This window comes from Psychrobacter sp., assembly GCF_030454045.1.
GTDB lineage: Bacteria > Pseudomonadota > Gammaproteobacteria > Pseudomonadales > Moraxellaceae > Psychrobacter.
Map to the genome: position 1 here is coordinate 1 of NZ_JAKDJE010000029.1, position 15536 is coordinate 15536.

At 47.2% G+C, this 15536-nt stretch carries 11 protein-coding genes; 3 read left to right on the top strand and 8 right to left on the bottom strand.

All coding sequences use genetic code 11. The features are described from left to right. Positions 1–517: 517 nt before the first annotated feature. A complete protein-coding gene (locus tag L0G63_RS07085; RefSeq protein ID WP_301450007.1) occupies positions 518–3916 on the top strand; it encodes a DNA translocase FtsK in 3399 nt (1132 codons plus the stop codon). A 229-nt stretch (positions 3917–4145) separates the two neighbouring features. After that, entirely contained in the window at positions 4146–5639 is a 1494-nt protein-coding gene (locus L0G63_RS07090) for an amidase (protein WP_301450008.1), read from the top strand. Between the two features lie 49 nt (positions 5640–5688). Here L0G63_RS07090 and L0G63_RS07095 read toward each other — a convergent pair whose 3' ends face one another. The 8 genes from L0G63_RS07095 to dapC all read right to left on the bottom strand — a co-directional run bounded on the left by L0G63_RS07095 (position 5689) and on the right by dapC (position 14584). Continuing rightward, the gene (locus L0G63_RS07095; RefSeq protein ID WP_301450026.1) at positions 5689–6504 is read right to left on the bottom strand and encodes a class III extradiol ring-cleavage dioxygenase; all 816 of its coding nucleotides are present in this window, start codon (positions 6502–6504) and stop codon (positions 5689–5691) included. 160 nt (positions 6505–6664) lie between these two features. Next, a complete protein-coding gene (gene rlmH / locus L0G63_RS07100) occupies positions 6665–7153 on the bottom strand; it encodes a 23S rRNA (pseudouridine(1915)-N(3))-methyltransferase RlmH (RefSeq protein WP_301450009.1) in 489 nt (162 codons plus the stop codon). An 89-nt stretch (positions 7154–7242) separates the two neighbouring features. Further along, positions 7243–7791, bottom strand: coding sequence for a DUF421 domain-containing protein (locus L0G63_RS07105; RefSeq protein ID WP_301450010.1), 549 nt, complete (start codon positions 7789–7791; stop codon positions 7243–7245). 126 nt (positions 7792–7917) lie between these two features. Then, entirely contained in the window at positions 7918–8403 is a 486-nt protein-coding gene (locus L0G63_RS07110; protein ID WP_301450011.1) for an ABZJ_00895 family protein, read from the bottom strand. 133 nt (positions 8404–8536) lie between these two features. Beyond that, a complete protein-coding gene (dacB, locus tag L0G63_RS07115) occupies positions 8537–10525 on the bottom strand; it encodes a D-alanyl-D-alanine carboxypeptidase/D-alanyl-D-alanine-endopeptidase (protein WP_301450012.1) in 1989 nt (662 codons plus the stop codon). 97 nt (positions 10526–10622) lie between these two features. Beyond that, positions 10623–11228, bottom strand: coding sequence for a 3'-5' exonuclease (locus tag L0G63_RS07120; protein WP_301450013.1), 606 nt, complete (start codon positions 11226–11228; stop codon positions 10623–10625). 34 nt (positions 11229–11262) lie between these two features. Then, complete coding sequence (locus tag L0G63_RS07125) at positions 11263–13209, bottom strand: DUF294 nucleotidyltransferase-like domain-containing protein (RefSeq protein ID WP_301450014.1); 1947 nt, start codon at positions 13207–13209, stop codon at positions 11263–11265. Positions 13210–13351: 142 nt separating this feature from the next. Beyond that, entirely contained in the window at positions 13352–14584 is a 1233-nt protein-coding gene (gene dapC, locus L0G63_RS07130) for a succinyldiaminopimelate transaminase (RefSeq protein WP_301450015.1), read from the bottom strand. Positions 14585–14844: 260 nt separating this feature from the next. Between dapC and L0G63_RS07135 the strand changes: the two genes are divergently transcribed. Next, positions 14845–15516 carry a hypothetical protein gene (locus L0G63_RS07135; protein ID WP_301450016.1) on the top strand — a complete coding sequence of 224 codons (672 nt, stop codon included), beginning with the start codon at positions 14845–14847 and terminating at the stop codon, positions 15514–15516. Positions 15517–15536: the final 20 nt, after the last annotated feature.

Consider the following 15536-nt stretch of genomic DNA (forward strand, 5'->3'; position numbering starts at 1 on the left):
GTAAGGTGTTGCTTATTTTTTTCAATGTTTTCTCAATTCTATACAGCCCCTACTAATATGGTTTTTCTAATTGCTGTGTGATAATAACATAAGGGCAGATAGCAAAAAGTGCAAGTTTGCTAAAACAAACACAGGTATCATTAGAATCAAAGCATACAGGCCTTGAAATACTGGTGTTAAGCGACGCTGGTATTTTATAGCGTTTGTGCCACAGTATTGGCAGTATTCTGTTAGTAACTTTTTGCTTATTCGCAACTTTTTTGTGCAAATCGTACGTGGAATTGGTTTCTTGCACGCTTTCTTTATAAGAGTGTCGCCACTGTGACTATGTATTTGTTATTATAAGAAGTTATGCCAAGTGTCACCGTGTTTAATGGCTAGGTTTAGAAGAGACTTTGGCCAGACACTTTGCTCGGTATATTTATGTCAGCACTTTATGTCAGCACTTTATGTCAGCATGATTAGACTTAGTCATGTATTGGCGACCATTTAGTATTAACAACAAGGCAGATTTTACGTGATATCAGCACCGCTTATTGAGTATTTAAAAAAGGGAATATTTACCCTCCTTGGGTTAATACTGGCTGTTTATTTGTTTGTTATTTTGATGACTTATACAGGCAATGATCCTAGTTGGTCGCACATCAGTAGTGATATGACGACCATTAACAATATGGGAGGGCAGACAGGCGCTTGGTTGTCCGACTTGCTCTATAGCTTTTTTGGGTTTGGTGCATGGTGGTTTTTGGCCTTTGTGGTTTATGAGTCTATCCTTATTTGGTGGGACAATAAGCCAACGTTTTGGCTGATGCGATTGGTTGCCTATGTATTTTTGCTGTTGAGTGCCAGTGCGCTCTTTGCACAGCTGATAGCGTTAGTCCAGCATGTGAGTAATCCCGCCTCTATGGGCCTTGAAGGCGTGGCTGGCGGTATTATCGGTCTGGAGCTACAAGAGCGTTTGGCACAGCTTTTATCTCAGTGGGGCAGTGTGGTCTTTTTGACTGTATTTGTTGTGATTACGGCTACATTTGCTTTCAATATCCATTGGCTTGCTATATATCATAAAGTAACGACATTATCTTGGCTTGGCTCTGGGTTAAAAAATAAAGAAGATGCTGCCGAGTTGGATGAGCAAAGTGAGGTGTCGCAAGACCGTGACAGTATCAAAGAGGGAAATCCCCAGCAAAAGGCAGAATATGAGCAATTGCCGCTTGAGCTGCAAGCAGCCGATCACTCGCAGAGCACTCATGATAAAGATAGCAGTGGCAGATTTAGCAATGTACTGTCGGACTTTTTATTGACCTCAGGATTGGCGGATAGTGTCAAAGCCTCTATGGTAACCGCAAACGCGGCAATGACCTATAACGATGAAAATAGCGAAACGGCTGAGAAAACGAGCGCAACGACCAGTAATATCGCCGGTAGCACGATCAGTGGTACAAGAATATCAGCGGCAATAACACCTGCGGCGACGCCCGTACGTAAAGTGGAGCCAAGCTTTGCTTGGAATGACGCAACTACGGTTGATGATCTGCTTGCCAGTGAGCAAATGGCTCATCACACCCATACGATAGAGAGTGCTACGGCACCTGTGCCGCACTATGCTCAGAGTGAAGCTGGTAATAAGATGCCACTAGATGAGATGGCACAAACCTCGGCGACGGCCTCAACGGTAGAGATATCCGCTCAATCAGATATAGCACCTCAAGAGTCAGTGACGCAGCCAACCATGGATGGATCCATTAATGCTCAAGCCGTTGAGCAAGCGACTGTCGAGCCTGAAGACGTGCATGTGGATAATACAACCACCAGCGTCGATCAGTTAGCAGAAGCATGGTTGGCGGAGCATGGCGACCTATCAAACCCAGTCACAGAAAACCTCGTGCAAAGATCTGAGAGTGTCCAAGAGGCGACGGTGATTGAGCAGGCCGCAATTGAACAAACTGCAATTGAACAAGCTGCAATTGAGAAAGTAGTGCCTGAGCAGCGGGGACAAGAGCCGACAGCCGAATCGCTATCAGCACAGCCCGCTGCAACTGAGTCTTCTTATCAGTCGTCTGTCTCACAGACAGAGCCGTCCGATCATGATGAGCCAATCGCTGTACCTGAAGAGCAGAATATTCCAGCAGCTAGCGAGATTGCGCCAACGGTGTCAGATAGTGCAGATATGACACCGACCAATACGCCGCCTGCCAATCCCAAAGCTGCGCCAACTGTTGAAGCGGACAATACAGTCTCAAGCGCACAATCTATAATGCCTAACAAGCCATCTGTCAGCTTTGCGGTGCCAGAAGGCGATAGTAGCAACCATATCACGGATATGATGCCAGAAGATGACGGTGAAGACACGGCTTCACCCGTTATGCCGCATATCAGCGATGACGAAGCATTCAGCAAAAAATCACGCTCAATGCAAACAGCGGCCTATCGTAACAGCCTAACACCTATTCCAGAAGTGTCTATATTGGACAAGCCAGATCCTGATCGTAAGCCTAGCTATACCGTCGCTGAGCTTGAACAATTATCTGAGCTGCTTGAGATCAAACTACAAGAGTTCAATGTAAAAGCCTCTGTAGTTAATGCCATACCAGGGCCTGTGGTGACTCGTTTTGAAGTCGAGCTGGCGGCTGGTGTCAAAGCCAGCAAAGTCACTGGTATCTCACGTGACTTGGCGCGTTCACTATCGATGGCCTCTTTGCGTGTGGTCGAAGTCATACCAGGCAAACCGTACATCGGTATTGAAGTGCCCAATAAAAAGCGAGAAATGGTACGCTTAATCGAGCTACTTAGTACCGAGATGTTCAAAGACCCTAAAGCACAAATCAGCATGGCGATGGGTAAAGACATTGGCGGTAACCCCATTATTACTGATCTGGCGCGTGCCCCGCATATGCTGGTTGCTGGTACCACAGGCTCTGGTAAATCGGTATTGGTCAACTCAATGCTATTATCGATGTTACTCAAGTACACGCCCAATCAATTGCGACTCATCTTGATTGATCCAAAGCAGCTGGAGCTTGCCAACTACAATGACATTCCGCATCTGCTTACCCCAGTTGTTACTGACATGACTGAGGCGGCCAGTAGTTTGTCATGGTGTGTGGCCGAGATGGAGCGCCGCTATCAGTTGATGAGCTTGCTCAAGGTTCGTAAGCTCAACGAGTTTAATAAAAAGGTCATCGCGGCCGAAAAAGCGGGCAAGCCAATGCTCGATCCGTTATGGCGACCAAACGACAGCGTAAGTATCAGCCAAGCACCAAAGCTCAAAACGCTGCCCATGATTGTCATCGTCGCAGATGAGTTTGCCGATATGATTATGCAGGTGGGCAAGCAAGCTGAAGAGCTCATCACGCGCTTGGCCCAAAAATCACGGGCGGCCGGTATTCACTTGATGCTAGCCACTCAGCGTCCATCAGTCGATGTCATCACGGGTTTGATTAAAGCCAACATTCCTGTGCGTGCAGCATTACGAGTCAACTCAAAAGTCGACTCACGGACGATTTTGGACAGTGGCGGTGCTGAGGACATGCTCGGTAACGGTGATATGCTTTTCTTAGGTCCAGGACAGATTGAGCCAGATCGTGTGCATGGTGCTTATGTCAGTGATGAAGAGGTCAACCGTGTCTGTGATGCATGGCGTGAGCGCGGTGCCCCTGACTATATTGATAACATGGCTGGAAATTTTGAGCTATCTAGTCCGGGCGGTGGTAGCACAGCTAATGCCTCTGGTGAAGATGATGACCTATATAATGATGCCGTCGCCTTTATTATGGAAACGCGTAAGGTCTCAGCTTCTAGTATCCAGCGTAAATTTAGTATCGGTTACAACCGTGCCGCCCGTATTGTTGACTCGATGGAAGAGGCGGGACTGGTCAGCTCGATGGGCAAAAGCGGTAAGCGTGAGCTGCTGATGTAGTATTTATGATTGAGCATTTAGTGCATAAGGAAGAAGCGAGTCATGAGAATGGCTCGCTTTTTTATTGGGGTGATATCCATGTATAAGAGAAGCACTATACAGCCCGTCAAATGACCAGTGAGTTTGTTTATCAACCATAAGTCGTGGTTTTTTATAATAAACTGACAGTTACTGATGAAATAGATATTTAAAAAATCTTACTACAATTACTCTCCAAGGAAGGTTGGTTATGTTTAAAGAATATACCCAGTACGATGCACTCGCCTTAGCGGCACTGGTCAATTCAGGTGAGGTCAGTGCAAAGGAGCTATTAGACGCCGCCGTTTATCAGGCCAATAAACTCAATCCCAAGCTAAATGCCATTATTCACCGTTTCGATGAGCGCGCTTACAACGCGGCGCAGGCAGGACTGCCTTCTGGCGTATTTACTGGCGTGCCGTATTTGCTAAAAGATTTATCATTTAGCTTCGCAGATGAACCCATTACAATGGGCAGCCGCAGCGTCAATATCCTCTCAGAAAAAGACAGCGAAATCGTCAAACGCATGAAAGCGACAGGCGTCAATACCTTTGGCAAAACCAATACGCCAGAGTTTGGCTTGATTATCACCACTGAGCCAAAAGCCCATGGCGCCACTCACAACCCGTTTAAAAAAGGCTATAGCTCTGGTGGCTCGTCGGGTGGTAGTGCCGCGGCAGTGGCGAGCGGTATCGTACCGATGGCAGGCGGCGGTGATGGTGGCGGTTCGATACGTTTTCCATCTGCCTGGTGCGGTGCGTTTGGCTTAAAACCAAGCCGTGGCCGCAATCCGCTTGGCCCTAATCTTGGTGAAGGCTGGGATGGGGCAGTGGCCGACCATGTGATTACGCGTTCGGTACGTGACAGTGCCGCGATGCTCGATGCCACCAGTGGCGTGGAGATTGGTGCGCCTTATGTCATTGCGCCGCCAGACGGCACGTTTTTGCAAGCGGCGATGCGCGCGCCAAGGCCATTGAAAATCGCTTTGCAGCAGCAGCCATTGATTGCCAATACCGTAGTGGACAAAGAAGTATTTGCTGTACTGAAGCAAACCGCTAAGCAGCTAGAATCGATGGGGCATCAAGTGATATCTGCTGAGCCAAATATCAATATCGAGCAGTTTTGGCATGACTTTATCGTCGTGGTCTGCGCGCATACCGCTTTTACGATTGATAATATCGAGCGCGAGTTTGGGCCCGCCCATATCAAAAACCTAGAGCCGCAAACCTATAATATGGCGCTACTCGGACGTTCGCTATCAGCAGTGGATTTGGTTCATGCCAAGCATGGCTGGCATCACAGTCAATATCAGACGGGTCTATTGCTCAATAATTACGATATGATTTTGTCGCCGACTGTACCGACACCTGCGGTCAAACACGGTGTGCTACCGCCCAGTCGTATGGATGAGATGATGATGCGTAGCGCTGGGGTGCTCAATAAAGGGTTTGACATGGGTAGATATGCCTTTAAGTCAGGCATGATCGAAAAGCTAAGCGCCCCTGTGCTAGGAAAAATGGGCTTTACGTTATTGGGCAATGTCACAGGATTGCCAGCAATGTCAGTGCCAGTCGGCATGAGTAAAAAAGGCTTACCAATTGGCATGCAACTCATCGGGCGTATGAATGACGAGGCGACGCTGCTAAGTCTGGCAGGTGAGATGGAGCGTGCGGGTTTATTTACCAAACCTGCTTTTGAGAAGTAGGTTTGGTTTGTGTGCTTTAATTAGATAAGTAGGAAATAGTAAATAGAAGCTAATCAAAGCGGTAAATATCCATGCCTAGGCTGTGATGCGCCATGCTTTGATGAACAACCGAGACGCGTTGACCAGCCCCTAGTGCAAAAAACAGCGGCAACAAATGCTCATCACTAGGGTGAATGTCTTTGTACTCTGGGTATTGCTGCCAATCGAGCGCAGTAGGGATATCTGTCTTGAGCTGCTGGAGCAACCACTGCTTAAAGGATTTGGCGGCTTGGTCAATGCTATCGGCATCCCAGCGCAGTGCTTGTAAGTTGTGGGTGATATTGCCTGAGCCAATCACCAAGATCTGCTCATCACGCAGCCGCGCAAGCTGCGCGCCTAACTGGTAGCAGGACACACTATCGTAATGCTGCGGTAGTGACACTTGGACGATAGGCACATCCGCCTCTGGGTACAGGTGTTTGAGCGGTGCCCAAACGCCATGATCGCAGGCGCGTACAGGGTTGACGCTACACGTAATACCACGCGCGCTGAGCTGCTGAGCGAGTGTCTCAGCCAGTGCTGGCTGACCTGAGACAGGATACTGAAGCTCATAAAGCTCAGGCACAAAACCTGAAAAATCATGCCATGTCTTTGGTCGCGGGTTACTACTGATCTCAAGCTTTGCTGATTGCCAGTGGGCGGACATAATGACGATAGCGCGTGGCTTAGGTAAGTTTTGCCCCATACGTGCGAGTGCGCTGGTCGTCGCAGACTGCTCAACTGCAAGCGTGGGGGCGCCGTGCGAGATGAACAGCGCTGGGAGCGTCGAGGTGGTGGATGGTACAGCAGACGCACTTTCCCATGCCGCAGCAGAAGTAATAGGCATCTGTATCTGCTCGCGATGAGTGTCACGCTGCTGCGTAGTATAAGAGGCGTTAGGTGTCGCGCTTTTTGGATATGTCATGTGCCATTTATTAGGGCGTACGCTGGTTTTTCAATCTATTTTGGGATTGACGTTTTAAATCAAAAAAAAGCTTGGGGTTTGGTTAATTACCGCGATGATACGGGTGGTTGTTATTGATACTCATCGCGCGATAGAGCTGCTCCATCAGTACCACGCGTACCAGTGGATGCGGTAGGGTCAACGCTGATAGTGACCACTTTACATCCGCCTTTGCTAATACCTCTGGCGATACGCCATCTGCACCGCCGATGACCAACGCAATATCATCACCTTGCTGCATGCCATCAGCGAGTTTATCAGCCAATCCTTCCGTTGAAATCATCTTACCTTTGACGTCTAGTACCCATAATTGCTCACGGCTCGCGGCATTATGAGCGGTCAATATCGCTTGACCTTCTTGCTCACGGTACTGTGCTAGATTGGCATCTGATGGGTTTTTTGCCCGTTTTGCAGCGGCAATCTCTATAATCTCTGTGCTCAGCATGGGCTGAATACGCTTAAAATACTCATCAAAACCTGTTTGCACCCAGCTAGGCATCTTATTGCCAACGGTCAAAATTCTTACCTTCATAGTACGTACCATTTTTTAAATTGAAAAATTTTTACATTCGAGCACTGAATCTGAGTATTGATAGCCCTCAGTGCTCAATTATCTAATCACTACATCAAAGGGGTAATGGTCTCTGACACGCTATGATCTACATCCTGCTCATCATCACTCGTATCGGCTTGGCGTTGTTTTGGAATCACGCTGAGTTTGGCATCAGACTCGAAGACAATGGCTTCGATATCATCAAAATTATTGATACCTTCAGCGCGCATCGCACATTCGATCTCTTGACGAGTCAGGCGCTCGGCCCGCATTGCTTCTGGCAAAAACTGCCCTTGATAAAAGACAATACGTGGATCAGATAGAATAACACTGCTAAATTGCGGTGAGATAGAGGCGTATTTGGTTATCAAAAACTGTAAGAGATAGAGTACCAATATCGACGAAGCCCCTTCAATAAAAGGGATGTTTTTGAGCAAAATGGTACTGGCACCCAATGAGCCAATCATGACGGTCACGATCCAGTCAAAGTTATTGAGCTGTGACGTCGATCGTTTACCAGAGGCTTTGGTCACCAACACAATCAACACGTAGACCATAAAGGTCGTTAAAACAATGCGACCGAGCTTATCTATGTTGTCAAAAAAAACCGTTTCCATGATGTTTGCTCCTATTATAAAGTAAAACAAATAACCGCTAAAATTTGACTGCTCAAAGTTAGCCTAACGGATTTTACGTATGAGTAGGAGAAAACTTTGTAGTGCCTTGTATAGAGTCGGCAACCCTCAGGCTGTTTTGGAAGTAGGGTTCAAAAAATGATTGATGGCCCATAGGCTGATACGTGCGCCAACCAAGGTCAATACCAGCATCATGACGAGAGAAGAGAGCAGCGGTAGAGGCCGCGCCGCTGCCATCTCGAGTAGTACCTCACGGCTGACCGCATCAAACAACCAAAACCATATTGCCAAAAAATAAATAATCGTCAGCAGCCAAACTGCCCCAACGCTGCCAAACATGAGCCGGTTGATTTCATGTTTAGCCAAGGCACGCTGCTGATGTTTGATGAATTTGCTGACCGCAATATAAGCACCAACAACGATAGAGACCATCATGACCAGCTGAGCGTTAAGCGCAATTTTGGTTTGTATTATCATAAAAAGAGCACTGGCAAGAATGTAGCCAATCACAAAAAAGCCAACATATTGCATAAGCTTGGGCCGATTTGGTGCAAACGTTTGTGACTGATGAGAATGGTTTGGCTGGCGTGACATAGACGACCCTTTATAACAATAAGTTTTTTAGATTATAACAATGATGGTTGCCATCGCGCTCATCACAATACTTGAGTCAAGCGATCAATGATGACTTTGCGGCCATGCTCTACAAGTGTCATGAGCGATATCATCAGCGCTGCGCGACCCAATCAAGCATGGCATCGAGTACAGGCCGAGCAGTGTACGGATTTAGCGCTTGCTCGGTATTGATGAGTCCGACAACAACATAGTCTTGACCTGACAATCCTTTGACATAACCTGCCATCGACGTGACATTATTTAGTGTGCCTGTCTTGATCCATGCTCGGCCAATCGCTGCTGAGTCAGGCAGGCGTTCACTATGAGCGGCAATAGTGCCACTGACTCCAGCGATACCTAACGAGTCTACATACGCATCAAAGCTTGGGTGATGATAAGCGTAAGTCAACAGCTCGCTCAGATTGGCAGCGGTGATGGTACAGTCGCGGCAGAGTCCCGAGCCGTTGGTCAGGTGCGGCGGCGGTGTGCTTAGGTTGGTTTGCCACCATTGGCTGATGTGTGTTAGCGCTGCAGGATAGTCAGTATGCATCGGCTGATACTGGTACAAGCTGGCGGCCTTTTGCGTGCTGTTTTTAGCAGGCATATTGGCGCGCTCAGTTGTGTCATAAGCGCTGATGGATAAGGTAACTTGCTCTGTCATGACATTGTTTGAAAAATGGTTGATATCATAAATTTGCTGCGTTAAGTCCAATGAAGGATAGCTGACCAAGGGCAGAGGTGACACGGTGATCGCACTGAGGCCTTGTAATGATTTTGCGCTATTTGTGCCAGCGTAAGGGGTTTCTTGTGAGACGACTTGTCCGCTCAGTGTATTGCCAAGCGCTTGCCATTTAGCAGCAATGACGTGTGCGGCAAACGTTTTGGCATCAGGATACGCCACATAAAACACATGCTCACCGCAGCTTTTTGGCAGGCTGCTATTAAATGCTAACTGTTCTGATTGCCATTGCGGCGCTAAGCTATAGCGCGCCTGTCCGCAAGCCGCGTCGCGAGTACGGATCTTATTAGGGAGTTGATAGTTAGCCAGTCGCGGCTTATAAGTTAAGCTTGCGTGGTCGTTGTCCAAAGGGTGAGTCTTGATACCGACGGTGCTAAAGTTCACCAAAAACCCATCTGGACTGGCGTTGTAAGGACGTAATGGCGCATTGTCAAAGGCGGCAGGATCTTTGCTCACCGACTCAAAAATGCTGCTATCAACGATGATATCGCCATTGATATGGCGAATACCTGCCGCTTGCACTTGATAAAGGAGCTGCTTTAATCGCTCATGAGTCATCTTAGGGTCGCCGCTGCCTTGAATGATCAAGTCGCCCACCAAGGTATCACCGACTTGTATACCCGTATGATAAACCCGCGTGTGCCACACAAAACCTGCCCCCAATGTGTCAAGCGCGATAAAAGTGGGTACCAACTTCATGGTACTGGCAGGCGTGCGCGGTACATCAGGCTGATGTTTCAATAGTGGTGAAAAGGAGATTTTTACCGAGGCATTATCCGTGCTCACCGCGCTATTGTCATCATTAGCAAGGGAGGGGTTCTCATCAGGTACAACCGTCGGTATGCTCTCTACACTCTGATACGTATAAGGATCATCAGTATACGTATGTATTTTTCGCTCATGCTGTTCAATCGTACGCTGTTCAATGGTGATTAGCGCACTTTGTGAGTCAGTATGAGTGGTGATGTTGGTCGCTAGGTTATCTGTCTTTGTCACGTTTTGGCTGCTATTGTTTTCATTAGCAGTCACAGCGTTATAGTCAGAGGGTCGCGCCGATTGGCGATCCGTATCACGGCTATCAATCACTTGCACAGACTCGGTCAGTCGACTGGCATTTTTGTCACCCACAGGCGTTACGATAAGACTGATATCAGACGCTGTCAGATTGGCACGTGACAATGCTGCTTCAATGGGGGCTGGTAGAGCCGCCTGTGCATAAGCAGGCGCTATGATCATCGCGGCGAATAGCGTGAGGGTAGGCAGACGTTTATTAGATAAGTGAAAAAGTAATAAACGGCTACAGATTGCGGCAGTTTTGGCAGTAATGGGCGACTGATGGTCGCGCTTTGAACGGTATCGCATGGGCATCTTTCATCAAGTGGCAAAAGTCGCTTATGGTAACATGACTTGCTGCTCTCGACACGCGGACACAAGCGCAATTTGTGGTCAACACACCATGCTATCGCATATGCAAAAACGCCATCGCAGTCATAATCGCATCGTTATAAGCGTCATGCGCGCCAAGCTCAGGGATGTCGTAATGCGCTAATATATGGTTCAGTTGCTGCGACTGGCTGAGTACGCCTTCGGTACGGTTGCCCGTGCGCCGATTGTATAGTGCGCGAATATCTATCACTGAGTTGGGTAGGTGCGTGCCCATGTAGCGCTTGGCCAGAGGATTCAAAAACGCCATGTCTAGCTGCGGGCAGAACCCGACGATGGGTCGGTTATCAATAAAAGGTAACAAGAGAGCCAGCATCTCGTCATAACTCATGCCATGCTCGACATCAGCAGTACGTAGACCATGAATGACAATTGTATCCCGATCTGGCATCACAGGCGGTTTACATACCACGTGCATACCATGGCCCGTCTCAATGAGATTGGCATTGATATGGATGGCAGCCACGGATAATAAATGGTGCTTTTTGGGATTTAGCCCCGTCATCTCGCAGTCAATCGCCACCCACTGCTCAGCCATAGGTTTGCTGAACATTGACGCCAGCTCCGGACGCTGTAGCTGCGTCTTTTGCCAAGCGCAAGTTAACGGCTGTAACCAGCTCATATTGATCATCCATTTATTTATTCTATTGCTATATTTATGCTATTTCTAACTGATAGTGTTGACGCAGCTGATTTTTAAAACTTTTTACCACGGCCAGACATTCTTTGAGCAGGTCGCGTTCTAGTGCGGTTAGTGTCGTTGGATCGACTTGCCTTGCCTGCTTGTCCTCAGTTGAGAGTGCTACGGATAGCCGCTGCGCCATAAAAAACTCAAGCGCTTCTAATAATGTATCGGCGCGCTCTTGGTTCAGGCCATGCGCCTTTACCAAGGCTTTTAGACGCTCTTTGGTACTTGGTACATCGAGTATGTTATTTTCTAATGCCAAGGTACGAATACCATGAACCAATGGGAAGATGCCTGCTTTTTTTAGATCGATATCTGATGATGCCGACTTGCTACCTAGCAGCGGCACAAACTTTTGCCACCACTGATTGACATCGCCAAACTGCAATGCTGCACGGGCAAACTGACGTACAAACATTGGATCGGCTTGTCTGTGAGCCATTCTTAAATGCTGACGTACCTGTGTAAGTAGGGTTTCATCACCGCAGACGTATTCGCCATCCATTATGGCAGACAAGTAGATGCCATGCATGGGGTCAGTGTTCCTAAACCATGAGCCGATCTGCGCGGTAAACTGCCTGAGCGGTTGTCGCCACATGGGGTTGGTCATCATGATATTGCCATCGCACAGTGGATAGCCAAGCGTTGCCAAGTGATTATTAAAGGTATCGGCAAACTGTGCCAAATCCGGATGCGTATAGCCATCACGAATGATCAGGGCGTTATCTTGATCGGTACGCATGATTTGCTCGCCGCGACCTTCTGAACCCATGACGATGAGACAAGTATTGCTTATCACTTCATCAGGTACGATCAGTTGCCAGAGCTTGGTAAATACTTGCGCATTCAACGTCTGTACCATGCGGCTGATATTACCGATTTTGACACCGTTTTGATGCTGCGCACGAATATAGCGACCGATGAGTTCGACTGCGGTATCTAGGCTTAATAGGTCAGTTGCTTGCTCGATCTGCACACTAATGAGCTGTGAGTGATGACCAATATGAGCGAGCATGTCGCTTTGTCCAAGCACACCGACGACATCACCACTGCTATCAATGACCGGCAGTCTGTGAATGCGATAGCGGGTCATGGTGAGCAACGCATCGCCAATCTCGTCAGTGGCCTTGATCGTACGTAGGTTAAAATTAGCATAGCGTTGGCAAAGTGTAATAGCGGGATCTTGTCTATCACTCACAGCGCGGCAAATATCCGTATCGGTAAGAATGCCTAGCAGCAGTTTTGGCTGCTCAGTGTCTCGTATATTTTCTACATAGTTTAGCGGTCGTACCAGTACGTGTTTTAGTCCAGCCTTGGTCATGATACGCGCAGCTTCGTACAAGCTGTTATTGGCGTCGACAATATGTACTGGCAATAAATGAACGTCGATGACAGGTTGCAGCATGATTTGCTGCACTTCTTGTTGATGGGTATAGCCAGTAGGGTCTAGAGTTTTGTTGCTACGGCGCTGTCGCAACGCCTTTAGTCTTTCGGGTAGCTTGTCTGATAGCATTTGGCGTACCAGATGATTTTGCGCGCTGATTTTATCGACAGTCGCACCATCGACTTGTAGTAGCAATGTCTCTTCACTGGCCCGAAACTGGTACGGCTGTATAGGCGTGTTTTTACTTTCTGGCACACCATTTTTTATGAGTGACTCAGGTAAGCGGCGACTATCAAACCAGTCATTATTGTTTGGCTCATCAGAATGGTTGCTGCCCAAATAAGAGGCGACAAATTCACCACTCAGTGATTGCTCAATTTGTCCTTTGATGACCACATATAGATACTGCAAGTCTGCTGCGGGTAGGATCTCATCTCTAGCAAGATAGCGGATCTTCGTGTTTTTTCTGATGCTTTGACGTTCAGCTAGACTCAGTACGTCAAAGGGCGGCTGGGTAAAGTCAAGATGGGGCATGGCATCATCCTTGATGGTATATTTTGCAGTAGAGACTTTACTATAGCACTATTCATGCAAAAAGCCTCTAATAACCCTATTTATATTGTGGTTATTAGGGGCTGCTTTATTAGCTCAAGATAAAAGCTTTTTAAGTGGCTATTTATGCCGCCAGCAACTTTCGAATACGACTGATTGCTTCGCGGCTCTCCTCAACACTCGCGACCAAAGCAACACGGACATAGCCTTTTCCAGGGTTATTACCATCAACCTCGCGTGACAAGTAGCGTCCTGCCAATGCATGGATATTGGCCTGCTCGTATAATGCTTTGACAAATACTTCATCATCTTCACCGAATTGCTGCGGCACTTTGATCCAAAAATAAAATCCAGCTTCTGGCATGCGCAAATCTAGCAACTCGCCAAGCTCTGACATCCATAGCGCGAACTTTTCTTGATAAAGGGCGCGATTGTGTGCGACATGCTTTTCATCTTGCCACGCAGCGATAGAGGCAAGCTGATGCGGTATCGGCATCGCACAGCCTTGGTAAGTACGATATTGCAAATAGGCCTGCAAAATCTCAGCGTCCCCAGCGACAAACCCAGAGCGTAAACCAGGTAGGTTCGAGCGTTTGGATAATGAATGGAATACGATACAGTTTTTGAAATTACGGCGACCCAGATTCGCGCAAGCTTGCAGTAAGCCAATCGGAGCAGTATCAAAATACAGCTCGCTATAGCACTCGTCGCTGGCAATAACAAAACCGTAGCGATCTGATAAACGAATGAGATATTCCCAATCCTCCATGGTCATAACCGAACCCGTTGGATTATTCGGACTACAGACAAAGACAAGCTGCGTGCGTGCCCAAACGTCTTTTGGCACCACGCGATAATCCCCCTTAAAGTCATTATCTAACGTACAGGAAACAAAATGGGGCGTCGCTTGTGCCAATATTGCTGCACCTTCATATATTTGATAGAACGGATTGGGCATAACAACCAAAGGCGAGGCATTAGATGCTGAAGAGGACGTGCTTTCGTTATCAGCGGTATCATGATTTATGACGGCTTGTACAAAGCTAAAAATGGCCTCGCGAGTACCCATCACTGGCAAAACTTGGGTATTGGCATCGACGTGGCTAAGAAAAAAACGCTTCTCTAACCAGTGCGCAATCGTCTGACGTAACTCAAACATTCCATTGGTGGTCGGATAACGACTTATTTTGTCCAAGTTTTCGCGTAGTACGTCCAGTACAAATGCTGGTGGCTCATGTTTTGGCTCACCAATACCCAGTTTGATTTCGCTGTAACCATTGGCAGGCTTGCTGTCAGCGAATAAGGTTGTCATCTTGGCAAAGGGATAAGGATGTAGATGCGCTAAGTTGTGATTCATAAGTGTGATAACTATAATAGACAATTAATAATAAAGTTATAAAGAAAATTTACATTAGAGCAGTGTAGTACCCCTCTTGTTTTTTGTCTTTTTCTTCTTATAACGTGAATGCGAATTTATTGTGCTTGAACGGCTGATCTTATCATAGCCCATTCAGTCCTACTTACAAAGCGCATTAAACGCTTCGCGTCTGATAACTTATAACAATATAAAAGATGACTGTCAGTGCCAGAGACAGATCATTTTAAGGATAGTTTGATATGCCTAGTGCACTAGATCATAATGACTTCATCGCGACAGATATCAATAATGAAAACCTTGATACCGACTCGCAGCGTATCAAGTTGTACGCTCGGCTAAAAGAGCGTGAGCAGTGTTGGTGGCAATCTCGTCAACAGCTGATTGAACATCAAGAACAAAAAGTGTTTTGGTATGGCGAAAACAGTCTCATCATGTGGCTATTGTGGCAGTTGGTTGGTTACGTGGTTGTCGCCACGGCACTGATGCTGCTGAATAATATGATGAATATCTCGTTGACCTTGTGGCAATACATTGCTTTATTTATCTTACAGACCCTATTTTTTGTCAGTATTTTTGCGGCCAAAGGACGACTGGCCAATAAATTACAAAATGATATTGATAAGGATTATCTGCAAGGAGAGCAGGCATTAAATGAGATGATTGTACTTGCAGAAGATAGCCTCTATCCGGATGTGCATGCCAAGTCGCCGATTTCCTTAAAGCAGCTAAACGATTATCTCAATGGTGAGTTTCACCTATCAAGCTTGCATCGCTTATTGCAAAAAGAAGTGGATGCGGGACGCTTGATGCTGGGTCAGACATCGCTTGAGCTTGGCATCTTACCGCTTGAGCTTGCTGATGTTGAGCTGATAGAACATGCAGACAAGATAATATACAAGAGCACGCTGTAAAGCGCGCTCTTGTCATCAAA

Coding starts and splice junctions, on each gene's coding strand:
- L0G63_RS07090 (WP_301450008.1), top strand. CDS start 4,146: ATGTTTAAAGAATATACCCAGTACGATGCACTCGCCTTAGCGGCACTG.
- L0G63_RS07095 (WP_301450026.1), bottom strand. CDS start 6,504: ATGCCTATTACTTCTGCTGCGGCATGGGAAAGTGCGTCTGCTGTACCA.
- rlmH (WP_301450009.1), bottom strand. CDS start 7,153: ATGAAGGTAAGAATTTTGACCGTTGGCAATAAGATGCCTAGCTGGGTG.
- L0G63_RS07105 (WP_301450010.1), bottom strand. CDS start 7,791: ATGGAAACGGTTTTTTTTGACAACATAGATAAGCTCGGTCGCATTGTT.
- L0G63_RS07110 (WP_301450011.1), bottom strand. CDS start 8,403: ATGTCACGCCAGCCAAACCATTCTCATCAGTCACAAACGTTTGCACCA.
- dacB (WP_301450012.1), bottom strand. CDS start 10,525: ATGCGATACCGTTCAAAGCGCGACCATCAGTCGCCCATTACTGCCAAA.
- L0G63_RS07120 (WP_301450013.1), bottom strand. CDS start 11,228: ATGAGCTGGTTACAGCCGTTAACTTGCGCTTGGCAAAAGACGCAGCTA.
- L0G63_RS07125 (WP_301450014.1), bottom strand. CDS start 13,209: ATGCCCCATCTTGACTTTACCCAGCCGCCCTTTGACGTACTGAGTCTA.
- dapC (WP_301450015.1), bottom strand. CDS start 14,584: ATGAATCACAACTTAGCGCATCTACATCCTTATCCCTTTGCCAAGATG.
- L0G63_RS07135 (WP_301450016.1), top strand. CDS start 14,845: ATGCCTAGTGCACTAGATCATAATGACTTCATCGCGACAGATATCAAT.